Source organism: Neorhizobium tomejilense, assembly GCF_964254135.1.
Taxonomy (GTDB): Bacteria; Pseudomonadota; Alphaproteobacteria; order Rhizobiales; family Rhizobiaceae; genus Neorhizobium; species Neorhizobium tomejilense.
Genome location: NZ_CAXUSO020000002.1, coordinates 1,015,879 through 1,039,516, shown reverse-complemented (window position 1 = coordinate 1,039,516; position 23,638 = coordinate 1,015,879). Strand labels below are relative to the sequence as shown.

Annotated in this window: 18 protein-coding genes; 10 read left to right on the top strand and 8 right to left on the bottom strand. The window is 61.7% G+C overall.

Annotated features, from left to right (window positions below):
- The 8 genes from ACSQ3G_RS27630 to ACSQ3G_RS27595 form a co-directional block, all read right to left on the bottom strand.
- The gene (locus ACSQ3G_RS27630) at positions 1 to 2,049 is read right to left on the bottom strand and encodes a hydantoinase/oxoprolinase family protein (RefSeq protein WP_436112535.1); all 2,049 of its coding nucleotides are present in this window, start codon (positions 2,047 to 2,049) and stop codon (positions 1 to 3) included.
- A complete protein-coding gene (locus tag ACSQ3G_RS27625; RefSeq protein WP_436112534.1) occupies positions 2,036 to 3,922 on the bottom strand; it encodes a hydantoinase B/oxoprolinase family protein in 1,887 nt (628 codons plus the stop codon). The genes ACSQ3G_RS27630 and ACSQ3G_RS27625 overlap by 14 nt, the downstream gene beginning before the upstream one ends.
- On the bottom strand, positions 3,922 to 4,926 hold the full coding sequence (locus ACSQ3G_RS27620; RefSeq protein WP_436112533.1) for an NADPH:quinone reductase: 1,005 nt from the start codon (positions 4,924 to 4,926) through the stop codon (positions 3,922 to 3,924). Before ACSQ3G_RS27620 ends, ACSQ3G_RS27625 begins: the two co-directional genes overlap by 1 nt.
- Before the next feature lie 12 nt (positions 4,927 to 4,938).
- Positions 4,939 to 5,841, bottom strand: a complete 903-nt coding sequence (locus ACSQ3G_RS27615) for an ABC transporter ATP-binding protein (protein ID WP_436113210.1) — start codon at positions 5,839 to 5,841, stop codon at positions 4,939 to 4,941.
- Positions 5,842 to 5,936: 95 nt separating this feature from the next.
- A complete protein-coding gene (locus ACSQ3G_RS27610) occupies positions 5,937 to 6,953 on the bottom strand; it encodes an ABC transporter ATP-binding protein (RefSeq protein ID WP_436112532.1) in 1,017 nt (338 codons plus the stop codon).
- Entirely contained in the window at positions 6,950 to 7,864 is a 915-nt protein-coding gene (locus ACSQ3G_RS27605; RefSeq protein ID WP_436112531.1) for an ABC transporter permease, read from the bottom strand. Before ACSQ3G_RS27605 ends, ACSQ3G_RS27610 begins: the two co-directional genes overlap by 4 nt.
- Positions 7,857 to 8,834 (bottom strand): ABC transporter permease, encoded by a 978-nt coding sequence (locus tag ACSQ3G_RS27600; protein WP_436112530.1) that lies wholly within the window; start codon positions 8,832 to 8,834, stop codon positions 7,857 to 7,859. Before ACSQ3G_RS27600 ends, ACSQ3G_RS27605 begins: the two co-directional genes overlap by 8 nt.
- Before the next feature lie 121 nt (positions 8,835 to 8,955).
- The gene (locus tag ACSQ3G_RS27595; RefSeq protein ID WP_436112529.1) at positions 8,956 to 10,608 is read right to left on the bottom strand and encodes an ABC transporter substrate-binding protein; all 1,653 of its coding nucleotides are present in this window, start codon (positions 10,606 to 10,608) and stop codon (positions 8,956 to 8,958) included.
- Positions 10,609 to 10,894: 286 nt separating this feature from the next.
- Here ACSQ3G_RS27595 and ACSQ3G_RS27590 point away from each other — a divergent pair, with 286 nt between their 5' ends.
- The 10 genes from ACSQ3G_RS27590 to ACSQ3G_RS27545 all read left to right on the top strand — a co-directional run bounded on the left by ACSQ3G_RS27590 (position 10,895) and on the right by ACSQ3G_RS27545 (position 23,576).
- Positions 10,895 to 11,695 carry an IclR family transcriptional regulator gene (locus ACSQ3G_RS27590; RefSeq protein WP_046665647.1) on the top strand — a complete coding sequence of 267 codons (801 nt, stop codon included), beginning with the start codon at positions 10,895 to 10,897 and terminating at the stop codon, positions 11,693 to 11,695.
- A gap of 178 nt (positions 11,696 to 11,873) precedes the next feature.
- Entirely contained in the window at positions 11,874 to 13,595 is a 1,722-nt protein-coding gene (locus ACSQ3G_RS27585; protein WP_436112528.1) for a M28 family peptidase, read from the top strand.
- Between the two features lie 353 nt (positions 13,596 to 13,948).
- Positions 13,949 to 15,901: an AfsR/SARP family transcriptional regulator gene (locus ACSQ3G_RS27580; protein WP_436112527.1), complete on the top strand. Its 1,953-nt coding sequence runs from the start codon at positions 13,949 to 13,951 to the stop codon at positions 15,899 to 15,901.
- A gap of 39 nt (positions 15,902 to 15,940) precedes the next feature.
- Positions 15,941 to 16,966, top strand: a complete 1,026-nt coding sequence (locus ACSQ3G_RS27575) for a phosphatase PAP2 family protein (RefSeq protein ID WP_436112526.1) — start codon at positions 15,941 to 15,943, stop codon at positions 16,964 to 16,966.
- A 33-nt stretch (positions 16,967 to 16,999) separates the two neighbouring features.
- The gene (locus tag ACSQ3G_RS27570) at positions 17,000 to 18,700 is read left to right on the top strand and encodes a S8 family serine peptidase (RefSeq protein WP_436112525.1); all 1,701 of its coding nucleotides are present in this window, start codon (positions 17,000 to 17,002) and stop codon (positions 18,698 to 18,700) included.
- A 270-nt stretch (positions 18,701 to 18,970) separates the two neighbouring features.
- Complete coding sequence (locus ACSQ3G_RS27565; protein ID WP_436112524.1) at positions 18,971 to 20,419, top strand: aKG-HExxH-type peptide beta-hydroxylase; 1,449 nt, start codon at positions 18,971 to 18,973, stop codon at positions 20,417 to 20,419.
- A 64-nt stretch (positions 20,420 to 20,483) separates the two neighbouring features.
- Positions 20,484 to 21,200, top strand: coding sequence for a ThiF family adenylyltransferase (locus tag ACSQ3G_RS27560; RefSeq protein WP_436112523.1), 717 nt, complete (start codon positions 20,484 to 20,486; stop codon positions 21,198 to 21,200).
- Entirely contained in the window at positions 21,197 to 22,108 is a 912-nt protein-coding gene (locus ACSQ3G_RS27555; RefSeq protein ID WP_436112522.1) for a class I SAM-dependent methyltransferase, read from the top strand. Before ACSQ3G_RS27560 ends, ACSQ3G_RS27555 begins: the two co-directional genes overlap by 4 nt.
- Before the next feature lie 872 nt (positions 22,109 to 22,980).
- Complete coding sequence (locus tag ACSQ3G_RS27550) at positions 22,981 to 23,217, top strand: hypothetical protein (RefSeq protein WP_436112521.1); 237 nt, start codon at positions 22,981 to 22,983, stop codon at positions 23,215 to 23,217.
- A 92-nt stretch (positions 23,218 to 23,309) separates the two neighbouring features.
- Positions 23,310 to 23,576: a hypothetical protein gene (locus ACSQ3G_RS27545; protein ID WP_105436819.1), complete on the top strand. Its 267-nt coding sequence runs from the start codon at positions 23,310 to 23,312 to the stop codon at positions 23,574 to 23,576.
- Positions 23,577 to 23,638 lie beyond the last annotated feature (62 nt).

Here is a 23,638-nt window from a genome sequence, read left to right as displayed (position 1 = left end):
TCATGCATCCTGCTTGGCTGTCAGAAGGAGGGCACCGGAACCGTGAACCGTGCCGGTCCAGCCGGGTGCGACCAATGTCGTCGTGTCGAGTTGGGTGAGGATCATCGGGCCCTGGATGGTGGCGCCCGCACCGAGCGTCGAACGGTCGACGACCGGAACGCTCGTCACGCCGCTTTCGAAATGCACCGGCACATGGTCGACCGGGGTGACGTCGGAACCCTTCTCAAGAACGGCCGGCGGTGGTTCCACCGTGATGCCGGCAGCTTCGACCCGCAAGGTCACCAGCTCGATCGCTGCTTCCAGCGCAAAACCGTAGAGCGCCTTGTGTTCGGCGGCGAAGGCGGTTTCGACAGCCTCGCGGGTCTCACCCCAGGTAACGGCAAGCTCACCGCCTTGGCCGTGATAGCGCAGCAGCGCCACGGTCGCGATGCGGCGATCCTTTTCGGCCACGCCTTCGGTGTCGAACCAGGCGGATGCCTGGGCCTTGAGTTCAGCGATAATGCCGTTGGCGATCGCCACATCTACGGCACCGGCTTTCGGCAACGTGCGGCTGAACTCGGCCTTGAGGTCGGCGGCGAGCAGTCCGTCGGCGCAGAGAATGCCGGGAGCCGGCGCGATCATGACGCGGGAAATGCCGAGCAGTTCGGCAAGCGCGCAGCCATGTAAGGGACCGGCGCCACCGAACGGCACCAGCGTGAAGTCGCGCGGATCGTGGCCGCGTTCGACCGAGACGACGCGCACCGCGCCGACCATGTGGTTGTCGACGATCGCCAGAATACCGCGGGCGGCCGTCGCCGTCGAAAGACCGAGCGGGTTCGCGACCTTGCCGTCGACCGCCTTGCGGGCAGCTTCGACATCCAGCGCCATGCGACCGCCGAGGAGACGGGCCGGCAGGTGGCCGAGCACGACATGCGCGTCGGTCACCGTCGGGTTCTCCCCACCATGGCCATAGGCGGCCGGGCCTGGACGGGCGCCGGCGCTCTGCGGACCGACGGTCAGCGTGCTATCCGCCACCTTGGCGATCGAGCCGCCTCCCGCACCGATCGTCACCATGTCGACCATCGGCAGCGGCAGAGGCCATTCGCCGACCTTGCCGTGTTGCGTGAGCCCGATCTTGCCGTCCTTGATCAGGCAGATATCGGCGCTGGTGCCGCCGATATCGACGGTGATGATATCCTTGATGCCGCAGGCGGCGGCAACCGAGCGTGCACCGACCACCCCGGCGGCGGGACCGGACAGCGCCGTCAGCGCCGGAGCCTGGCGGATGGTGGCCGCGCCGGCGACGCCGCCATTCGACTGCATCAGCAGCAGCGGGGCTGCGACCTTCTCGTCCTCAAGCCGCTTTTCGAGGCGTCCGACATAGGTGGTGACGCCGGGCATGACGGTGGCGTTGAGCACGGTCGTCAGCGTGCGTTCGAATTCGCGCACCACAGGCAGAACGTCGGTCGAGGTGGTGACGGCAAGATGCGGCAGTTCTGCGCGAAGGATCTCCGCCGCGCGTTTTTCATGCACCGGGTTGGCAAACGCATGCAGCAGGCAGATGGCCACCGCCTCGACGTCCATGCCACGGATCGCTTCGGCCGCAATCCGCACGCTGTCCTCGCCCAGCGCATCGAGAACCGCACCGCCGGCAGCAATACGCTCATTGATCTCGACGATGCGCGATGCCGGCACCGGCCGCTCCGGCTTCACCCAGGTGTAAAGGTTCGCCTTGCGGGGAATGTCCTGGCGGCCAATGTTCAGCACATGGCGAAAACCCTTGGTAGTGACCAGCGCCGTGCGGGCGCCCTTGTCTTCCAAGATCATGTTGGTCGCGACGGTCGTGCCGTGCAGGACCTGGCCGAGCGAGGAGGCCTCGCGGCCGGCATCGGTCAGCGCCAGGCGGATACCGTTGAGGAACGCTTCCGAGGGATCGGAGGGCACGCTCGGCGTCTTCGCTCGCCAGACCTTGCCGGTGGCCCGGTCGAGAAGGGCAACGTCGGTGAAGGTGCCGCCGATATCGACGGCAACGGAAAGGGACGTATCGATAAAGCTCTCAGGCGACGACATCGACATACTCCTGACGATGGAATGCACGGGTAGCGGGACGGTTGGCGCGCAGTGTGGCCGTAGACGCGTGGTCAACCTTGGTGCCCTTCACGACGACGCCATAGAGGCGTTCGGCGGCCTCGGCGCTGACGAAGCCGCCGAGCACGTCTTCGAGAATGGCATCGAGATTACGGTCGAACGGATGGCCAAAACCTCCGCCCCCGCCGGTCTCCATGCGCAGCACGTCGCCCTTGACCAGCCTGTTGCCGTCCGAAAGCGGCGGAACCATGCGCTGGTCCGGCCGACCAGGATTGATGGTGACGCGGCCGGTGCCGCCGCCCATGCCGCCATTGATGCCCCAGGGCGGGTTCTTGACGCTGTCGATGCGCACCGCAAGCATCATGTCTTCCGCGAGGATTTCGTATTCGCGGATGATGCCGCAGCCGCCGCGGAACTTGCCGGCGCCGCCGGAGTCCTTGACGATGCCGTAGGTGCGCAGGCGCACCGGATACCCGACTTCCAGGAACTCGACCGGGTAGTTCTCCTGCGCCACGAAATAAACCGCGTCGATGCCATCCGAATCCGGCCGCGCGCCGTAACCGACGCCGATGCCGTCAGCGAGCAGGAAGCGCTTCAGTTCACCCGCGTCATCCTTGTAGTTGCCACGCATGATGGTGATGACATAGGCCGAGTTGGAGGCAGGCGCCTTGCCGCCCGCCGTGTTGACGAGGCCGTTGAGAGCCGACAGCACACGCATCATGGTCAGGCCACGCATACCGAGTGCCGCCGGGAAATTTGGCTGCAGGAAGGAGCCCTGGCGCAGGTTCACCGCATCCAGCGCCTGCGGGCCGCCGGCATTGCACACCTGGCCCGGATCGCCGCCGAGATAGAAGAGACCCAGCGCCATGCCCGGCACGCCGCGGTTCATCAGGAAATTGACAGGGCCTGGCGCCTGATCGTCGGATTCGGTCGCATCGAAGGTGAACTTGTCCTCGCCATTCGCCAGCTTCTCGCGAGTCAGCGAGAGGCGCATCTTGAACGGACCATTGCCATGGCCGTCGCTGTCGATCGCATCGGTGAATTTATGCGTGCCGTATTCGAAGGTCTCGGCCAGCTTGGAGCGCACCAGCTTGCGTGTGCGGGTGAGCAGCTGCGCCAGCGCATCTTCCACAATATCGGAGCCGAAGCGATCTAGGATCTCGCCGATGCGCTTGACGCCCACATCGACGCTCGCCATTAGCGCCCGCATGTCGCCGATGCTCTGTTCGGGGAAACGGGAATTTCGGTGGAAGATCGACAGCGTCGCCTCGTTGGTGACACCTTGGTCCATCAGCTTGGTGACCGGGATGATGATGCCTTCCTGATAGATGTCGGTGGCGGCCGGGCTGATCGAGCCCGGATGCATGCCGCCGATATCGGCGAAATGCGCCCAGCTCATCACGAAGGCGCAGCGCTTGCCGTCCTTGAAGACCGGCGCTAGCAGAACCTGGTCGTTGGAGTGAGAAACCGCGCCGCGCGAACCGTAGCAGTCATTGTACCAGTAGAGATCGCCGGGCTTCATCGTATCGGCTGGGAACTTGTCGAACACCGGGCCGGTCATGTCGCCGAACACCGGCACCATAGACCCGACCGCCATCACGCCGTCGCCATCGAAGAGCGCGGTGTAAAAATCTTTTTTCTCGCGGATAAACGCGGAGATCGCGGTGCGCTCGAGCAGCGCTTCCATTTCCGACTGGGCGGCAGCGATCGCGCCACGGATGATTTCGAGCGAGACGGGATCACAGAAGGACCCTTCCGGTTTTACCGCTCTGGCGGGCGTGCTTTCGCTTTCCTTGGGATTGTACATCTTGGAATCCTCGTTGGATGCTGTGGAATGGATCGACCGGGTGCTCACTAGGCACCTCCGATCAGAACGACGACATTGCCGAGGCCGCCGTGCTCGACGCGCTCATGAGCCTTGGCGATATCGTGAAGCGGGAACGTCGCACCGATGGCGACCTTGAGCCTGCCGGCATCGGCAAGCTCGGCGATCATCCTTTCACCCGCCAGCCGCTGATCCTCCGGGATCAGAAAACCCTGGATGAAGCGAAGGTTGGCGCCCTTGGCTGCAAAGGCGTAATAGGGAAGCACCGGCGCCGGATTGCTGCTCGATGAATAGGAGGCGACCGTACCGTTGCGTTTCAGCGCGGCGGCATCGAGCTTCAGGTTTGCTCCGAAATCGACCTCGACGATACGATCGACGCCCTGTCCTTCGGTCAGTTCGAGGATGCGGGCCGAGACGTCTTCGCGCTTGCGGTCGATCGTCGCAAAAGCACCGGCCAGCCTCACGTGCGCCGCAGCTTCCGGCGTGCTGACCGTACCGATCACCCGCGCGCCGCCGGCAACCGCCATCTGCACCGCGAAATGCCCGACCGCACCGGCAGCACCGTTGACGAAGATCGTCTGGCCATTCACCGGGCCATCGGCAAAGACGGCGCGATAGGCGGTCATTGCCGGCACGCCAAGATTGGCGCCGTCTGCGAAACTCAGGCTATCGGCAAGTTTCACCGCCTGATGGGAGGCGATTGCGATAAATTCGGCGGCGGTGCCGAAAGCGCGGCCCGCTTCGCCATATCCGCCTTGGGCATTCCACATCCAGACCCGTTCGCCGATGCGCGCCGGATCAACGCCCGCGCCGACACCGATGATTTCGCCGGCACCATCCGTATGCGGGATGATCAACGGGTGATCCATGCCCATGCCGCGCCAACCGCCCCGGCGTTTTACGTCGGCCGGGTTGATGCCGGACGCATGCACGCGCACCAGCACCTCGCCGGGACCGGCGACCGGTGCAGCCATCTCAGCCACGGAGAGAACCTCCGCGGCGGGACCGGTGCGTGTGTAGGAAGCGGCAAGCATCAACAACTCCAATCAGTACAGGTGGCAGGCGACGGTGCGGGTGCCGACCGGCTTCGGCAGAGGTATTTCGGATGCACAGCGTGCATGGGCCGCCGGACAGCGGTCGCGAAAAACGCAGCCGGAGGGTGGATTGCGCGGGTCCGGCGCGCCGCGGCCGATCGGCAGTGGCTCGTGGCTCTGGTCGGGATTCGGCACCGGCACCGCGGCGACCAGCGCCTTTGTGTAGGGATGCAGCGGTTCGCGGACGATATCCTCGGTCGGCCCGTCCTCCATGATCCGGCCGAGATACATGACGATCGTCCGCTCGCAGACGTAACGCACCAGCGCCAGATCGTGGCTGATATAGATGGCGGTGAGGCCCAGCCGGTCGCGGACGTCGCGGAAGACATTGAGCACGCCGGCGCGCACCGAGACGTCGAGCATCGAGACCGGCTCGTCGGCGACCACGAATTCCGGCTGCAGGATCAGCGCCCGCGCCATGACGACGCGCTGCAACTGTCCGCCGGACAGGTGATGCGGATAACGATCGAGGAACTGCGCAGGCTCCGGCAGCTTGACCAGTTCCAGCGCCGTGATGATCCGCCCCTCGCGTTCGCGTTTGGGAATGTCGGCATTTTCCAGCGGCTCGGCCAGCGTCTGGCGGATGGTGAAGCGTGGATTGATCGCATCGAACGGGTTCTGGAAGATCAGTTGCGCCTTGGAGCGGAATTTCTTCAACCCGTTGCCGCGCACGGCGCCAATTTCCTCGCCGTCGAAATGGATCGTGCCACCGGTCTTTTCCTCGAGCTTCAGCAGCAGCCGGCCCATCGAGGTCTTGCCGCAGCCGGATTCGCCCAGCAGGCCGACGCTTTCGCCGCGCCGGATGTCGAAGCTGACGCCATCGACAGCTTTCACCACCGTCGATTTGCCGCGCATCGCCGCGAACGCACCGCCGACGGCATAATGCAACTTGGCATCGAAGACCGAGACCAGGACATCCGGTTTCTTGACGTTTTTTTCGGTGGCGGGGTTCATGCCGGGGCCATCCATGTCTCCGTCTTGGCGGCTTCGATGCGCAGGGCAGCGCTCTCGTTGGCGCGGTGGCAGAGCACCGGGTGATCCGGCGCGACATCAATGACCGGCGGCTCGGTGCCGCAGATGTCGAGCGCGAAAGGACAGCGCGGCTTGAACCGACAACCGGCCGGCGGAGAGGCGAGGTTCGGCGGCGCGCCTTCGATCGGCGTCAGGATGCCGGAGGCAGCTCCCTGCAGATCCGGAAAGGCGTTGCGCAGGCCCATCGTGTAGGGATGCGACGGCGCTGTCAGCGCCGCCTGCATGGTGCCGGATTCGGCCACCTTGCCGGCATACATGACGACGGTGCGGTCGCAGATATAGGCGACGACCGAGATATCGTGGGTGACGAGAATGACCGAAACGCCGAGCCGCGTCTGTAATTCCTTGAGCTGGTCGAGGATCTGCCGCTGCACGATGACGTCGAGCGCCGTCACCGGCTCGTCGGCGATGATCAGCTTCGGATCGAGCGCGAGCGCCAGGGCAATCGCGACGCGCTGGCGCATGCCGCCGGAGAACTGATGCGGATAGTCGGCCAAGCGGTTGGCATCGATGCCAACCATCTCGAACAGTTCCTCGGAACGGGCACGGGACTGTTTTCGGCCCAGGCCGCCGCGGCGGCGCAGCACTTCGTCGAGCTGGTATTCGACCGTATAGACCGGATCGAGCGAGTTCATGGCGCTCTGGGGAATGAAGGCGATGTCGCGCCACCGCAGTGCGTTCATATCCTTTTCGGGGATCTTGGCCAGATCCTTGCCGTCGAACAGGATCTGGCCACCGGTGATCGCAGCGTTCTCGGCAATCACCCGCGTCAGTGCCCGGGCAACGGTCGTCTTGCCGCAGCCGGATTCGCCGACCAGGCCGGTGATCGAGCCGCGCGGAATGTCGAAGCTTGCGCCGTCCACAGCATGGACGAAATTGCGCCCCACCTGATAACTGACCCGAAGATCTCTGACGGAAAGAAGAGGTTCGCTCATCGGCTCAACTTCGGGAAGAGGATGTTTTCATAACCGCGGGTGATGAAGAAGCCCGCGCTGACGACGAGGATGATGCAGATGCCCGGCGGCACGAACCAATAGAAGGCCTGTTTGGCGAGCGCCTGGCTCGCAAAAGCATCCTGCAGCATATAGCCCCAGCTGATCGAGTTGGGGTCCCCGAAACCGAGGAAGCTGATCGATGCTTCGGTCAGGATCGCCCAGCCGATCGCGATCGATCCGTAGAGGAAGGAAAGCGGCAGGATGTTCGGCGCGATATGGCGCAGGATGATCTTGAAGTCGGAAGACCCCGCCACCCGCGCCGCCTCGACATAACCGCGGGTGCGAAGCGTCAGCACCTGGCTGCGGATGACGCGGGCCGTATCGCGCCACAGGACCAGCGCCATGGCGATCACCACGTTCCAGATCGACGGCTTCAGGAAGGCGGCGAGCACGATGACGAAGGGTAGGAAGGGAATGCCGAAGGCGATATCGGCAAGCCGCATCAGGATGGCATCCACCCAGCGGCCGAAATAGCCGGCGACGAGGCCGATGACCGAGCCGATCAGCGCCACCATGAAGGCCGCAGTGATGCCGATCAGCAGCGCCGAGCGGCTGCCGTAAACGAGCTGCGAGAAGATATCCCGGCCGAGGCTGGTGGTTCCCATGATGAAACCATCCTGCCCCGGCCGGAGGTCCGCCGCGAGATCGTAGGCTGGCGTGTAGAGGATTTCGGTCGGATCATGCGTCGCGATCTGGTCGGCAAACACCGCGACGACGATGAACACCAGATAGATGAGGAGACCGGCCACCGCGAACGGGTCGTTCATCGGCAGCCTCAGCGCGCGAAACATCCGGGCAAGGATATTGGGGCGTCTCGGCTTGATGATGGCGGGTGCGGCGATCTCAGGCATGGGAAATCCTTGGATCGAGGAATGCATAGAGCAGATCGGCAGCTAAGTTCATGAAGATCACCACGAGCGCGATCATCAGGAAGGCGCCCTGCGCCAGCGGATAGTCGGAAGCGGCAACCGCATTCACCAGTTCGCGGCCGAGGCCTGGCCAGGAGAACACCGATTCCACCACGACATTGCCCTGCAGCTGGTACCCGACGGCGATCGCGAACGATGTCATCACCGGCAGCAGCGCGTTACGGGCCGCATGGCGTACCACCACGGTCCAGTTCGACAGCCCCTTGATGCGGGCCATGGTGACGAAGTCCTCCTTCATCACGTCGAGCATGTTGGAGCGCATCAGCAGAAGCGGCAGGCCTTGGCTGTAGATTGCCAGCGTCGCCGCCGGCAGTGCCAGATGCGCGAGGAAGTCGCGCGAGGTATAGAGGTCGAGAAAGCCGGAATATTCGTTGCCGGGAGCGCGCGTGCCGCCCGCCGGCAGCCAGCCGAGCGAAAACGAGAAGATCGCCAGCATCACCATGCCGAGCCAGAATTCGGGCATGGCGCGGGTGGTGAGCACCAGCGGAATGGCCGCCTGCTCCACCCAACTTCCGCGGCGCCAGGCAAGATAGGCGCCGGCGAGGATGCCGAAGACATAAGCGACGATCAGCGAGGAGAATGTCAGGATCAGCGTGTTCGGCAACAGGGTCCAGATGCGCTGGCCAACCGGCTCGCGGTAGCGAAAACTCTGGCCGAGCTCGCCCTGCAGAAGGTTGCCGAGATAAATCAGGTACTGGTGCCAGAGCGGCTTGTCGAGGCCGAACTGGGCCATCAGCTGCTGCTGCTGTTCGAGCGTAAAGGTCGGGTCGATATAAGCGGCCATCGGATTGCCCGGCATCAGCCGGAACATCAGAAACAGGATGGTCACCACCGCCCATAGAACAAGAGCGAGCTGCAGCAACCTGCCGCCCACAGCCTTGAAATTCTTCATCTGAAAATATTCCTTCTCTTGGCTCGGCGCCCCTTCGGGAGGACAAGGCGAGGCTGCCGATGTCAAGCGTCAGGCAAAAAAGGGAGGCGGCGCCTGGGAGGACCCACCGCCTCCGTGAAGATTATTTGGCCGCGACGGTTTCCTTGGTGTCGCCCGGATAGTGAAGCTTGCCACCTTCCAGCGTATAGCCGGCATCCTTCAGGGTCTTGGCCGCAACGGCCTGTCCGGCCTTGAAACTGTCGACGACCGACTTATCATGCCAGTACTCGAGCGCCGGGGAGACGATGGAGTTCGAGGCCACCGCGAAACCGCGATAGGCGGCCTTGACGATCAGCTGGCGGTCGACCGCTTCGGAGAGCGCGCGACGGAAGGCCGGGTCGTTGAAGGGCGGACGGCGTTCGTTGAAGGCGATGTAGCGGAAGCCCATGTCGACCGTGGAAACCACTTCCAGGTCGCCGTCCTTCTTGGCGGCATCGATGAGCACCTGCGGATCGCCGGTGAACTCGCCCATGAAGTTGATTTCGCCCGAGCGCAGCATGCCGAGCGCCGCTTCCGCATTCGGTACGATACGCAGGATCCAGCGATCGACTTTCGGCGCCGCGAAGTGATCCTTGTTGGCTGCAAGCGTGACGGATTCGTTTTTCGCCCAGCTGGTGAACTTAAACGGGCCGGAGCCGATCGGCATCTGTTCCTGATAGCTTTCGGCAGTCTCCGGCTTGGCGGCGAGATCCTTCAGGATCGGCTCCCAGATGTGCTTCGGGATCAGGTTGACCTTGGCAAGGCTGGAGGTAACGAAGGAAGCGGCGGGCTTCTTCAGCTTGAAGGTGATGACGTCGCCATTCGTGGTGATCGAGTCGATGTTCGTGGCGAAAGGCTTGTACATCGGGGCTTCGCCGCCGACCGCCGCTTCGAACGAGAACTTGACGTCATCAGGGGTTACCGGCTTGCCGTCATGCCACTTCATGCCGGACTTCAGCTTCACGTCGACCGTGGTGCCATCCTTCCAGGTGAAGCTCTCGGCGGCCCACGCTTTCGGCAGGCCATCCGGGCCGACGCGCAGCAGGCGGTCCCAGACGAGTTCGGTGATCCAGCTATCGACGCTGCCCGAGATATAGAGCGGGTTGATCGCCTTGATATTGTCGGACGAGTTGATGATCAGGTCCTTCTTCGCACCCGCGGGCTCGACACCGAGGAAGGTCCAGGTGTTGCGGATGCCGATGCCGCTCTGGTTGACGACCGATTCCGTCTTCCAGACCGTCTTGTCGAAAGCGAAGGTCGACTTCGGATGCACGAGCATCATGTAGGGCTGATCCTTGGAGAGGATCTCCTGCGCCTTGAAGACCAGCGCCTTGCGCTTGGCCGGATCGATCTCGCCGCGCTGGGCTTCGGCGGTCGCGTCGTAATCCTTGTTCAGGTAGCCCGCGAAGTTGTAGCCATCCTTGGCGGTAGAAGAATGAAAGAGGTTGAAGATGAGCTCGTCCGGATCGGAGCGCTCAGGACGGCCGACCATCTGCCAGGCAGTCGAGTCCCACTGGTCGCGCTTGTACCAGACTTCGTCGGACATCTGTTCCCAAGGGATCGCCCGGACTTCGACATCGAGGCCGAGCTTGCGCCATTCCTGAGCAATCAGCTGGACGGACTGGAATTCCGCCTGCTGGCCGGCCTGCGGACGGGACAGGATGGTGATCTTGCGGATCGGATCGCCGGCCCAGGCGGGCAGAGCGATGGCCGTCACCACAAAAGCTGCAAATGCACTTCTCAAAACGGACTTCATGATCGTTCTCCTCTGAATAGCTTGACTATTCTCTTTGTTGGCAAAGGGTTTTTCTCCCTCCGCATCGCAAATCCGAAATCGGCCTTCGAACACGTTTCCCGCGCGTTCAATGCCGACACTCAATCCACAGAATAAATTCACGAGCGCCTTCGAAAGGTTTGCAACCCGGCTCTCAATGTTTTATTGTGTGAAACATCGTTTCGCATTGATGGCGAGTAAAACACATTCCAAGAAGATTGCAAGAAGCTTCAAGCAATCCAAATCAGATGCCGGAGGAGACCATCCGATGACCGAACCAAAAGACTACAAGATCGCGGCGGTGGACCGGGCGCTTGCCCTTCTCGAAGCCCTTGCCGACCGCCCGGATCAGGGCGTGACGTCGCTTGCAAAATCGCTGGGGATGACCAAATCGCTGGTCTTCCGTCTGCTGCACACGCTGGAGGAGCGCGGCTTCGTATCGCGCGATCCGGAGCGTGCCGAATTCTCGCTCGGCTACCGCATCGGCGTGCTCGGCGAGCGCCTTGGCAAGGACGGCGCCCTGCTTTACGCCGCCCGGCCGGTCATGGATGCGCTCCGCGACCAGACATCCGAGAACGTCAACCTTGTCGTGCGCGAAGGCCTGAAGACCTACGTTCTGGCGACCCGCGCCGGCCGCCATTCGATCCGGCTTTTTGCCCAGGCGGGACGCAACGGCCCGCTGCATGCGGGTGGCGGCTCGCTGCTGCTGCTGGCTTACGCGGATCCCTCGGTCATCGATGCGGCGCTCTCCCAGCCGCTCGAAGCCTTCACGCCCTACACGATCACCGACCGGGCGAAACTGCGCCAGGCCCTCGAACGTATCCGCGCCAACGGCTACAATATCGTCCTCAACGATCTCGACGAGGGCGCCTTTTCCGTCGCCGCACCGATCACCGGCGCCGACGGCACGATCATCGCCTCGATCTCGGTTGCCGGCGCGGTCGCCCGTTTCGACGAGGAGCGGCGCGAAAGCCATTTGAAGGCCGCCCTCGACGCCGCTGCGGAAATTTCCGAGCGCCTTTCGATCCACGGCCCCGGCGAAAACGGCCTCGTGAAATCAAGGGCTTGAGGCCGGACCGAGTCTATCTCTACCTATCCGGAAATCGACGGGCGCTTCGGCGCCCGTTTTCGTCAGTGCGATTTCTAGCCCCTCGAAGCCGCTTGCGGGGTCCCCCAACCTCTGTTAGCGTTTTCAAGTTTTGTGAAACAGAGTTTCGCTAGATAAAACAAATTGGGGAGTACCGGATATGAATGAGATCGAATCCGCCGTTCTGGGAGCGGTGACGCTGGATGAACCCTGGGCTCTGGTGGAGAGCTTTGCGACCTACAAGCGCGAGCATCCGACCGATGTGAACCGCGCCATGGACGAGGTCGCCGCGCGGCTCGCCAAGCACGGCGTCGAGGTCAAGATGCACGAGGCCGACCTTTTCCTCAGCTTACCCGGCCTCGCACGCGTCGAAGCTGGCGGGCAAACGTTCCGCGCCAAGCCGCCGTCCTACTCGCTGGATGCATCGAAGGGCGTGAAGGGCGAGATCGTCTATATTGCCAGCCTGCAGCCGAAGGCGATCTCGACCATGTTCGAGAAGACCGTCGACGGCACCGGCGAACTCGCCGCCCGGGTCCGCGGCAAGGTGGTTCTCTCGGAAGGTTTCGCCAATCCGGGTCTCGTTTCGCAGTTCACCGAACTCGGCGCCGTCGGCGTCATCGCCATCAACCCCGGCGTCGATATTCACTGGGGCACCTGCACCACCGTCTGGGGCACGCCCGATCTCGACGACCTGCCGCGCAAGCCGTCGATCCCGGCCGTTGCCGTCAACCGCGAGAGCGGCGATGCGCTGATCGAGCTTGCCAGGACCGGCACGGAGGTCACCATTTTTGCGGACATGGAAGAGGGCTGGTTCAAGTCGAAGCTGCCGGAAGTGTTCATCAAGGGCACCGAGGAGCCGGACAAATACGTCTTCCTCCACGGCCACCTCGACAGCTGGGATGTCGGTGTCGGCGACAATGCGACCGGCGACGCGACACTTCTCGAAATCGCCCGCGTTCTGTGGGCCAACCGCGACAAGCTTAAGCGCTCGATCCGGATTTGCTGGTGGCCCGGCCATTCGACCGGCCGTTATGCCGGCTCCACCTGGTTCTCCGACAATTTCGCGCTCGACCTCGACGAAAACTGCGTCGCCTCGGTCAATTGCGACAGCCCCGGCTGCCGCTGGGCGACGGAATTCATCAACCTCTGCATGATGACTGAGACGGAAGCCTTCCTTTCCGACGTTATCGAGGAAGTGGCCGGCAAGAAGGCCGAAGCCGAACGCCCGCACCGCGCCGGCGACTATTCCTTCAACAACATCGGCCTTTCGAGCTACCTGATGTTGTCCTCGACCATGACCGAGCGGGATCGCGAGGAGAAGGGCTACTACACGGTCGGCGGCTGCGGCGCCAACATCGCCTGGCACACCGAAAACGATACGCTCGAGATCGCCGACAAGGACATCATGTTGCGCGACATCAAGGTCTATCTGCTCGCCGTGCTGCGCAATGCCAATGCAAAAATCCTGCCCTTCGACTGGCGCGCGACGGCACGAGAGTTCATCCACACGGTCGATACCTACCAGAAGAAGGCCGGCGACCGCTTCGACCTTTCGCCGAGCCGCAAGGCGGTCGAGTCCTTGGCCGCAGCCCTTTCCGCATTCTACGCCGGGATCGACAGCGGCAAGATCGAAGAGAAGAGCGCCAACCACGTGATCCAGAGGCTCGCCCGCATCCTGGTACCGCTCAACTACACCCGCGAGCAGCGCTTCCGCCACGACCCGGCTTTGCCGATCCCGGAACTGCCCGCCATCTCGACGGCCGCCGACCTCGACAAGCTCGGCCCCGAAAAGCTTGGTTTCGCCAGGACCCAGCTCGTGCGCGGCCAGAACCGCGTCATCTCGGCGCTGCGTCAGGCCGAACAGCTGGTTCGCGCTGCCTGATCGTCAAAACTGGACAAAAGCTCGCGCCGGGAGACTGGCGCGGGCTTTTTTGTTCACGGCTTCACGCCGACGATCCGGTATCGGTCATTCTCTCCTCATGGCCGCATCCGCCGGCTGCCCTTGCAAGCATGGTGGTAATATAAAACTGCATTCGTCTCAGTCGAATTCATGGATCGGTGTCCGTCGCGGGCTCTCGCAAAGCCCGACGTCTCGGGTCAACCCAGTGATCCGCAAGCGAGAAATGCCAGACACCGTTTTGATGCAGCGCGTGGAGCCCCGCTTTTAACGCTGTTTTGACGCTGCTTTGACAGCGGCGCGCTAGGGCAGGTTTGCGGTTTCCAAGGATGCTTTTTATGCTTCAGTTCGTCGATGGCCACAACGCTGACATGCGTTGCCGAATCGCAGGTGCGCCAGTGGCGCTCTTGTCAAGGGCCGCTTTTGTGTCAGACTGTCTGCTGGACGGGCAGCCCAGGTTCGATGAGATGATCGAGAGGGGCACAATACGAGTTGGGCCAATGGATCGCATGGATGCAAAACATGCAGTGTTCCGGATGTACCTGCTTGGCCCGTTCAGTCTCGTCGACAGCAAAGGGAAATCTGCCACACCCCGGTCCCAGAAGGCCCAGGCAATTCTTGCGATGCTTGCTCTGTCTGCGCGGGGATCCCGCTCGCGGGTCTGGCTGAGAGACAAGTTGTGGAGCGACCGGTCCGAGGATCAGGCGGCTGCCAGCCTGAGGCAGGCCCTGCTCGATATTCATAAAGCCCTGGGTTCGTCTCGAGATCTGATCATCGCCGACAAGAACACCGTGTGGCTGGACATGGACCGCATCACGCTCGACACCGAGGAGATGCTGCGCAGCGAGCGCCTGGTCGATCAGATCACCGACGAACTGCTCGAAGGCATGGATATCCGCGATCCTGAATTCGAGGACTGGCTGACGGTCGAGAGACAGAACTGGTACCGACGCATCGAAGAAGGGCGCGTCGATGATGTGTTCGAACCTCGGCAGCAACCTCGCCGCGACGTCAGCACGCTGTCAGCACTCTTGCCTTTGACAGGCCTGCCTGACCAGCGCCCGACCAATATCCCCTCGGCAGCTGCGGGCCATGATCCGGACAAGCCGCCGTCGCCGGACAATATTCAGTGGACCATCGCTCTCCAGCCGCCGATCGTCCTCGGCGCCGGAGATGGGGGGCAGATCGCGGCATTGCAGTTTCAGAACCTGCTCGCCAAGGCGATCTTCGACGGATTGGGGCTCGGCATCACCGATCTCTCCTTCGACCCGCATCTTGGGCAACCGGATCGAAAGATGGGCCTTCCGCTGTGCCTTCAACTGCGGCTGACGTTCGATGGCAGTCAGGTGCTGGTGGAGCTGGCGATCAAGCATCTGCTCGACAACCGGATCATATGGCTTGGCAGCCGTATGATCGGGCGCACCCAGATGGAGCGGTCCGAATACGGGGTCGCCGCGGCTCTGATCAGCCAAGCGGTCGACCAGTTGTCGCTGTTTCAGGAGTTGAGCGCCGGCGACGGTCGCCTGACCCGTGATGGTCTCTTCGTCGATGCGGTCAACGCGATCTTCCGGCTTTCGAGAGGCGATCTCGAAAAAGCGGAAAAGCGGTTGCAGGAGCAGATTCAATATCAGCCGCGAGCGTCTGCCTTCGCCTGGTTGTCCTTCATCCGCACATTCCAGGTCGGCCAGCGCTTTAGCGCGCTGGATGCGCATGTGATCGAAGAGGCCCAGGCCTATGCGCGAAAGGCTCTCGAACTCGATCCCAACAACTCCGTCTCGCTGGCGCTGGTCGGGCATGTGCATTCTTTCCTATTCCGGGAATACGATTACGCAGCCGGTCTGTTCGAGAAGTCGATCCGTCTGAACCCGGCCTTGCCGCTGGGTTGGGACCTCTATGCCATGCTGCACTGCTATGCGGGGCAGCCGGAGAAGGCCAGTGCAATGGCGCGGTGGGTTCAGGAACTCGGCGTCTACAGCCCTCATAAATATTACTTCGATACGACGAAATGCATCAGCGCCGGGCTGGCGGGAGACCACGTGGCGGCAATAGCCGCAGGCGAGGATGCACTGCATTCCCGGCCGAACTTCAATAGCCTGTTGCGCTATCTCGCTTCCAGCCACGCTCACACGGGCAATTTGGAGGCTGCACATCAGTATGTGGAACGGCTTGATAAGGTTGAAAACGGGTTCTCCATAACCGCGTTTCGCGGCACGGGCTATCCATTGCTCAGCACAGGCGGTGGAAAGCTGTTGCTCGACGGCTTGATCAAGGCTGGCGCCAGAATTCGCTAAGGCAACATTCACGATGATCTCATTTGGGGAGGTTGGGGCATGGTAGGGGAAGCAAATTTGGAAGAACAATCAAAGATTGTAGATTTTTTGAATTCTTATAAATTTAGGGTTGAGCCGGATACGGTTCTCCCTTGCGAACCGAGGCCGGTCGAGGCCATCCCCGAGACGGTGGAGCCGTCTTCCCCCGTTCCACCTGCGCCGGCCCATATGCCCGAGGAGGACCTATCCATAGACGAGCCTCCGCTGATGATGGCGACAATGGCGGCAGCTGCCTCGGTCCTCAACAAGGGCGTCGCCAACAAGTCGGTTCTCAACAAGGCCACGCTGAACAAGAACAAGAATAAGAACAAAAATAAGAATAAGAACAAAAACAAGTCGACGATGGATGGCGCGAGCCTCGGCGTATCGCAACTCATCCCGGCGTTCGAATTGCGCCGATTGCACCAGCAGCCGTCGCGCAACGCGTTCACGGCCGCGCGGCGCTTTACCTGGGAAATGCTCGACATCCCGCCACCACCCGGTCCGGATTACACGCGTCTGGAAGCGGCGGTGTTGCTGTCCATGCAGCGGCGCGATCGTGAGCGGGCGCGGCGATTGCCCGACATCCAGGCTGAAGCGACCATTTCCGTGTCGGAATTTACCCGCGCCTTGTATATCGAGGACATCGGCGGGTACGAACAGACCGAGGGCTTGTTTCAGGCGATCTTGACCGCGTGCGAATATGTCGGTCTTCTCTACAAGAGCCAGTTCAACAGGCTCCGGCCAAACCAGTTCGAATCCCTGTTGCGGCCGCTTCTGCCCGTACCGGTGCACGAATCCTACCCCAGCAACCATGCCTTCCAGTGCTTTTCGATTGTATTCGCTTTCTCGACGATCCTGCCCGAACATCCGGCAACGGACGAACTCGCCCGCATCGCGCAGAACGTCGCTGAAAATCGCGAATGGGCCGGACTGCATTATCCGAGTGATACGCAAGCTGGCCGGGACCTGGCGCGGCGTTTCGCTCCATACCTCCATGATGCGTTCGGGCCGCTTTTTCAGGCGGTCCACGACGAATGGGTTTGAGGCCGATTTTATTCTTTGGGGAGAACGAAGATCATGACGTCCGCCGACATGGAAGCGCCGCAGGCCGCGCCGATGAACTACTATTACCTCTGGCATCTGACGGCGTTGGGCGTCATCGATGCCGACTACGGTTCGCCGCCGTTCGTACCGCCGTCCGAGAACGAGACTGCGGCGCGTCCGGTCCCCGACCCGGAGATCGGGGGAAGTGTCTGGGATACGATCGCGGCTGCCGGTCTTATCCATCCCGCCCGCGTGGCGCTGATCGATGTCGGGATAGCACCCGATCATCCGAATTTGGCGACCCGGCTTGATCGTGAAGCCTCGATCGACCTTACGAGCCACCGCTACGGTTCGCGCGTCGCCGAAATCCTCGATGCGACCACATCCTTCGACCGTGAAGAAAAACAGGCGTTCTTCGCCGGACTTGATATCGCGCCGTTGGGAAATCTCGGCCTATCCAACGATGATCGGGAATATCTCGACGACATCGTCGCAGAATATGCGGCCTCCCAGGGCGTCGTGCGACGGCTGTTCCACCCGGAGTCACTTTTTGCTTCCCATGGCACCTGCTGTGCCGGCCTGATTGCCGGAGAACCGGCCGTGGCGACGCAGGACGGAGGTCCCTCGGCTCTCCCCGAGGACGTATTCTCCGGCGCTGGCGGCACGCCATGCCCGAGCGCCAATCGCAACGTTCTTCCCTATTTCGGTGTCGATCCCTTCTCCCGGGTGATCTCGATCAGGACCTCTTTCGAGGACGATGTCCTGCAGTTCATCGCCGCGTTCCTCTACGCCTATCATCAGCGCGTCGATGTGATCGTCCTGCCACGCGGCTTGCCGGACCCGAAGCGCAGTCGGGTTATTCCGAAGAACGAATTGAAGGCCGATCTCGAACGCTGGAAAAATCAAATCGCTGCCGATCTGTTCGCCCGTATATCGTTAGCCGAACAGGGGGGCGCCGAGCTGGAGCCAAAAGCCCCGCAAAAGGGATCAAACCCCGATAGAGCGTGGCATATCCTCAAGCAGCTCATCGTCGCCATCAGCTATCATATTCCAATCGTTTGCGCCGCGGGAAACAGCGGCGAAAGTCAGTTGATCTATCCGGCCAATCTGGCTGCCGATGACAATGGGATAATCGCCGTTGGCGCGGTCACGGTCGAGGGTTACCGCTCCGGATACAGCAATTACGGAGAAGGACTTACGGTCGTCTCGCCATCCGATGACGGCGAAGTCTTCAATCGTCATCAGTTGCGCGTCGACCGCCTGTCCCCTTTCGCCGCCCAACATGACCATGAGGCATTCGGGTTGCGGGAATACAGGTATTCTCACTTTTCGCTGCTGACGACCGACCTTCCCGGCGCATTCGGTTACGACCGGGGCGCGGATCCGTGGTCGTCCATGGTGCCATCCGCAGCCAATCCCGGCATTGGTGGAGGTTACTACACCACGTTCGGGGGCACGTCGGGAGCCTCCGCCCAGGTAGGGGGCATATGCGCCTTGATCCAGCGGGCCCATAAGACCCAGAAGAACGGTGGCGATGCACGGCTCTCCGGCCCTTCGGTCAAGTCAATCCTCCAGTCCACGGCCCGGCTGGATGCGATGGTCGCACCCGGAATACGCGCACTGACCGCCGACTGCATGAATGCGGATGGCGAAGATGCTCTCGATATGAGCTATTTCTTCGGGTTTGGCCTGCCCGATGTCCCGGCAGCCATCGCCGCCGTGTTGTCTCCGTAAGACCGATTCTCGGCAAAGGTCACCAGGATTGAAGCCCCCTAAAAAAGGGGGCTTTTTTGTCGGTTAAGCTTCCTTTTCACGGAAGTTTAACGCGGTGCTGGCGTGCCGATGACGGGTCCACAAGAAGCTCCTCTCAACGGAAGACTAGACGAGATCGTGGTTTCAAGCCGGAGGGCCGTCGGTACGGCCGGTTCTGGCGGCAACTAATCTTCCCTGAAGTGGCGCGCCTCATGATGAGGTTCGAAGCGTCCGGGGTGAGGAGAGCTTAAGATGTCTGCTTATCAGATCGAGCCGTTGGCGGATCAGGCGAGAGCCTTGCTCCAGCGCAATCCGCTCTTTTCAAAGTCCGGTTTCGTCAATGCGGCTGCAACGGGCAACATGCTGAAACAGCGACCCCGTTATGCCCGAATTCTTGCCGCCGCTTCCGAGCTGCCGGGTTGCGGTGAAAGGGTCGAGGCGCTGGCCCGTTATTTCCCAGGTCTTGCTGATGGCGGATATCATGATGCCGACGCGTTCCTGCCCACCACCGCATTCCTGCCCGTGCGAAGCGACCCTTACCGGTCTCCCGCACTGGCGGCTTGGATGGATGAGCTTCAGCGCGGGCTGGAAAGCTACGTCGACGGCGCCAGTTCTGAAGTTGTAGACCACAGCCTGCAGCCTGATCTCGTGGCAGAGGACCTTGCTCTCGAGCGCCGTCCCGCCCGCCGGCTCGCCTGTGGTATCGGTCTCGTCCTGATCGACAGTCTGGAAGCGAGCCGCACCATGCGCAAGCGCATCGCTCATTGCCGGCCGGCCGATCCCGGCTTCGAGCAGGCCCAGATGAGCGACCACGACCTGGACCGAATCGACGATCATCTCACCAAGGCAATCGAATTGATTTCGACCGTCGATCCCGGTGGCTATCAACGGCTGACTGCAGGGCTTCACACACTTTATATCGGCACCCGACGCGGCGCGATAAGCTCGTTCTCCAGCTCCGGCGACCTGCCGGGGAGTGCCATCGTGGTCCTGTCGCAGGAAAAGCTGGACGCCGAAGACTATCCGGCGACTGCCGCCGAGCTTCTGCGCGAAGCGGGGCATGTCCTGCTGCGGCTGTATACGGCGGCTGCGCCGTTATCGCTGCCCGCCGAACTGCGATACGTATCGCCATACACACACAGTTTACAGACGCTCGAAAGCATCGTGCATACGGCCTACGCCATTCCCTGGGAGTGCGCCGTCCGCATCGCATGCTTGCCTTTCAGAGCACCGCCTGAGCACCGCGCGCGGGAAGCAGCTTTTGTCATTGCGTATGCTGCCCGCCTAATTCCGCTCATCGATATCGCCCGCGAGGGGATCGAGCGTCTGGGCGGCGATGTTCTTCTCGATCTCCGGGACATCGCCGTCATTCCATCCTGGGGCGCCGCAATCCTGGCGCTCATCGACCGGCTTCTGGAGTGCGAGCCGCCGGCTCGGCGCAAGGCCTATTATGCCCAGCGCCTGTGTGTCGTGGATCGTCAGGCCTGGGATCTCGGGCAGGTGCTGCTGCGGGGGGAGCAGCCCATCGACCCAAGAATGGGCCGCCCGATGCTGCAGAGCAGCGGCGATGGCCTGAGCCTCTGGTATGATGGCCGGCTCCATGTGATCCGCAAAGCCGCCAGGCAGCCTCCCGATGAGTTTTCCATCCAGGATGTCGGGCTGGCGGGAACGTCAAGTTCGACGGTGATGGAGCATGCGTGATGGGTGGGCGCGGTTCCTGTGAATTCTCAGCAGTTCCCGACCGGTTCAAGCAAGGTAGACGATCATGAGAGCCTTCGAATATCATGCCGATCTCTTCGATGTCATTCACGACACGGATTTCATAATTGTCGGATGCGGAGGCCTCGGCTCCCAGATCGCCTCCCAGCTTGCAGCGCTCGGGGCTCGCAATTTCTTCCTCGTGGACGGCGACCGCATCGAAGAGAGCAGCCAAGAACAGATGCACTGGGCGGCGGCGGAAGATACCGGTCGATTGAAGAGCGACCGGTTGGCAACTTATCTCGCCTCCCGCTTTTCCGCCGCGGTTGCAATCATGACCCAGTTCGCCGATGGGGCGGAAGCTGCCCGGCTCACTCTGGCCCGGACACGTAAACCTTTCCTGATACTTGCAGAGGACGACGTTTCCCTGGCCCGCCAATTCCTGGCGGAATATCACGCGACGGCGCCGGAGCCTCCGCCTTACCTGCATGTCGGCCAGATCGGACCGTTTTGTGTCGCCGGGCCACTGGTGGCGCAGCCGGATGAAGCCTGCCCTTTCTGCTGGTCGACATTGCCGGCATCGGACAACATGGGGGTCGCAGCGCCGCCATCGCCGGCCGATAATGCCCTGATCGCTTGTTTTGCGGTTTCGCAGATCGCCGTCGAACGCCTGACCCACCGCAGTTCATTGCGCGGCCATCACTGGCTCTTCAATCCGGCCACGGGCCATGCCTCACTCCATCCGGTTTCCAAGAACCTCAATTGCAAGGTGTGTCAGCCATGAAGCCCCTCTCCTCCCAGGACTACTATTTCTCGATCGTCGCGGCTTTGAAACAGAAGAACGTACCGCCTGGCGGGGAAACAATGATGGAGGCGATCCTTGCCGCCTTTCCCAGCGACTCGCGCAAAATCGTCGACTTCGGCTGCAACACCGGCTGGATCAGCCGCAGGGTTGCACGGGCTTTTCCGCAAGCCGAAGTGATCGGCGTGGACGAAAATCCGGCGATAATCGAGGTCGCGCGAGAGGTCGCACGGCGGGAGGAGTCGGCGGCGATATTTTCCTGCGTCGACATTGCCGCGCTCCCGGACATCATATCGGAGGCAGATGTCATCATCTGCGGAGGAAGTGCTGCCTTTTTCGAGCGGCCGCTGGATCTCTACCGAATGGTTGCGAGATGCCTGAGGCCCGGCGGCCTCCTGATGGATTGCCACTATGTCTACGACGCCGATGCGCCCCCTTCTCTTCGCCAGGAGGAGAAAGAAACGTTCGGCCTGGGGTGGATGCCTGACGGACTGGACGACATCGTGTCCGTTCACGAAGACGCAGGATTGAGCGTCGGGAAGATCAAGCGGCTGCCTAGGTTTCATTTCGAAGACAGCGCTGCAGCCCGGCTGGCGCGCGATATCCTGCACACCGTTCCGAAGATGGAGGAACTGGCGGAAACGATGGCGAAACGCCGCCGGCTGATCAGCAAGCTGGCGCATCACCGACACCCTTATCTGCTGATAGCGCGCGCCGGCGAACAGATCGTCGCCGAAGGCGTGATGCACCGCAAACGCGCAGAAGTCCCAATGGCGGTTGAAGCGGTCACGTCCAATCGTCATGCTTCCGTTCGCCGCTCGACCGTAGCCGGATGCAGCTTTTGGAGGGAGGCCGCAAGGGCGGTCGGCCTGCGAAGCGCATATTCATAAAAACGGGATCGACATCAACCCAAATTGTCTCCCACGGATTCCTGAAAACAGCAGACTCGCGCAGACAACTTCCGTCGTGGAAGCTGAACTTTTACGACGGCAATGCTGCGATAAATTTTCGGTTTTTGGCCACGGTTGCGCCGTTAGTCGCGCCGGGAGAGCCTCCGATCCAAGGTCCGGCGCGCATTCCATTTCAGTTGCAGCGGCTCATTTCCCATAGCATCCGGCTCTGCGGCACCGCCTGACACAATCGCACTATCAAGCCCCCTCACATTTTGCACGAGATGGTATCGGGATGCCTTTAGGCATCACGGGAGATCATGGCGTTGTCTTCGGGTATAACTGAAAATGTCCTGAGTTTATGTCATGTATGTTCCGAGCATGGCGGCGCCCAATGACAAAAGCCGTTTTGCAATATTCGTATATGTTACGACATTCTATCATAATATCTTGTTTGGTTCCGTGGTGCGCGGAATTATAGTTGATGAGCCCTCTCCATTGTTTTCTCATCGCCGCAATTTTTTACGGAAGTTTAACGCCGCGCTGGCGGGGCGATGACGGGTTCGAGAGAAAGTCTCATCACGAAAGACGGTGGAGAACACAGTCCGGCTGGCTGGCATTGGCCGTCCCCGGCAGCACTCAACCGGTCGGCAGGGGAGCGCTCACAAACGCTTCAAGCTGGTGGGCAGATCCTCATGCCTGCTTTCGTCTCCGAAGGATGAGCTCACGGGAGCTTCGGCAACACCGTTCAACGGGCCGGGAGGAGATCCTCCAGTCATTCGGAAATCGATGACAGCGACTGCTGTCTCGCCAGACTTAAAATCAAGCACGACGTCCGCAGAAGCGGGTTTCGCCAAACAATGGAGTGAAAAATGACTGTGCCTATAGAGAAGATTGCCTTCCTCGTCGCCGCGGCGTGCATGGCTTCGTTTGCCGGACACGTCCTGGCCTATGACGGCCATCGGTCGACTTCGGGAAACGAGGCCTCGTTCGCCGCCCCGGCGGATGCTGCCAAAACCGAGGCAAAGGCCGATGCCACGCTTGACGTGGCGCAGGTCCGGACCCCGACTCGTCGCGACAACCGGCTTATCGGCGACGAACGGCAGTAGACCCCGGAAGCAAGCATCCAAACAGTTCATTCAAGACATCGATCGGCTGGGTCGCACCAGAAGCCGATCAGGCTAAACAAGGAACAACGACTATGAAAAACTCTGTCATCTCCACCATCCTCGCCACCCTGATGGCATCCACCTTTGCAGGCGGCAGTGCCTTTGCCCAGGAAGGCGAATATTATGAGGGCGCCTCTCGCGACCGCGACCATCTGGGGGTCACGGCGGATTCACTGGGCATCCCCTCGGTCACCCGTTATGGCTATCCGCCGCTGAAGCGCGATCGGCGTCTCGATATTCCTGCGTCTCCGGTGATCGACAGCGGTGACTATTACGACGGCCAAATGCGCGCCCGGTAATACCGAAGGTTCGAGTATAGAGCGCCGGGATTTCCCGGCGCTTTTTCTGTCGCTGGTGGCTT

Bases quoted from the DNA above. Each gene is read 5' to 3' on its own strand.
- ACSQ3G_RS27630 (WP_436112535.1), bottom strand. From the start codon at position 2,049: ATGTCGTCGCCTGAGAGCTTTATCGATACGTCCCTTTCCGTTGCCGTC.
- ACSQ3G_RS27620 (WP_436112533.1), bottom strand. From the start codon at position 4,926: ATGCTTGCCGCTTCCTACACACGCACCGGTCCCGCCGCGGAGGTTCTC.
- ACSQ3G_RS27615 (WP_436113210.1), bottom strand. From the start codon at position 5,841: ATGCGCGGCAAATCGACGGTGGTGAAAGCTGTCGATGGCGTCAGCTTC.
- ACSQ3G_RS27610 (WP_436112532.1), bottom strand. From the start codon at position 6,953: ATGAGCGAACCTCTTCTTTCCGTCAGAGATCTTCGGGTCAGTTATCAG.
- ACSQ3G_RS27605 (WP_436112531.1), bottom strand. From the start codon at position 7,864: ATGCCTGAGATCGCCGCACCCGCCATCATCAAGCCGAGACGCCCCAAT.
- ACSQ3G_RS27600 (WP_436112530.1), bottom strand. From the start codon at position 8,834: ATGAAGAATTTCAAGGCTGTGGGCGGCAGGTTGCTGCAGCTCGCTCTT.
- ACSQ3G_RS27595 (WP_436112529.1), bottom strand. From the start codon at position 10,608: ATGAAGTCCGTTTTGAGAAGTGCATTTGCAGCTTTTGTGGTGACGGCC.
- ACSQ3G_RS27590 (WP_046665647.1), top strand. From the start codon at position 10,895: ATGACCGAACCAAAAGACTACAAGATCGCGGCGGTGGACCGGGCGCTT.
- ACSQ3G_RS27585 (WP_436112528.1), top strand. From the start codon at position 11,874: ATGAATGAGATCGAATCCGCCGTTCTGGGAGCGGTGACGCTGGATGAA.
- ACSQ3G_RS27580 (WP_436112527.1), top strand. From the start codon at position 13,949: ATGCTTCAGTTCGTCGATGGCCACAACGCTGACATGCGTTGCCGAATC.
- ACSQ3G_RS27575 (WP_436112526.1), top strand. From the start codon at position 15,941: ATGGTAGGGGAAGCAAATTTGGAAGAACAATCAAAGATTGTAGATTTT.
- ACSQ3G_RS27570 (WP_436112525.1), top strand. From the start codon at position 17,000: ATGACGTCCGCCGACATGGAAGCGCCGCAGGCCGCGCCGATGAACTAC.
- ACSQ3G_RS27565 (WP_436112524.1), top strand. From the start codon at position 18,971: ATGTCTGCTTATCAGATCGAGCCGTTGGCGGATCAGGCGAGAGCCTTG.
- ACSQ3G_RS27560 (WP_436112523.1), top strand. From the start codon at position 20,484: ATGAGAGCCTTCGAATATCATGCCGATCTCTTCGATGTCATTCACGAC.
- ACSQ3G_RS27555 (WP_436112522.1), top strand. From the start codon at position 21,197: ATGAAGCCCCTCTCCTCCCAGGACTACTATTTCTCGATCGTCGCGGCT.
- ACSQ3G_RS27550 (WP_436112521.1), top strand. From the start codon at position 22,981: ATGACTGTGCCTATAGAGAAGATTGCCTTCCTCGTCGCCGCGGCGTGC.
- ACSQ3G_RS27545 (WP_105436819.1), top strand. From the start codon at position 23,310: ATGAAAAACTCTGTCATCTCCACCATCCTCGCCACCCTGATGGCATCC.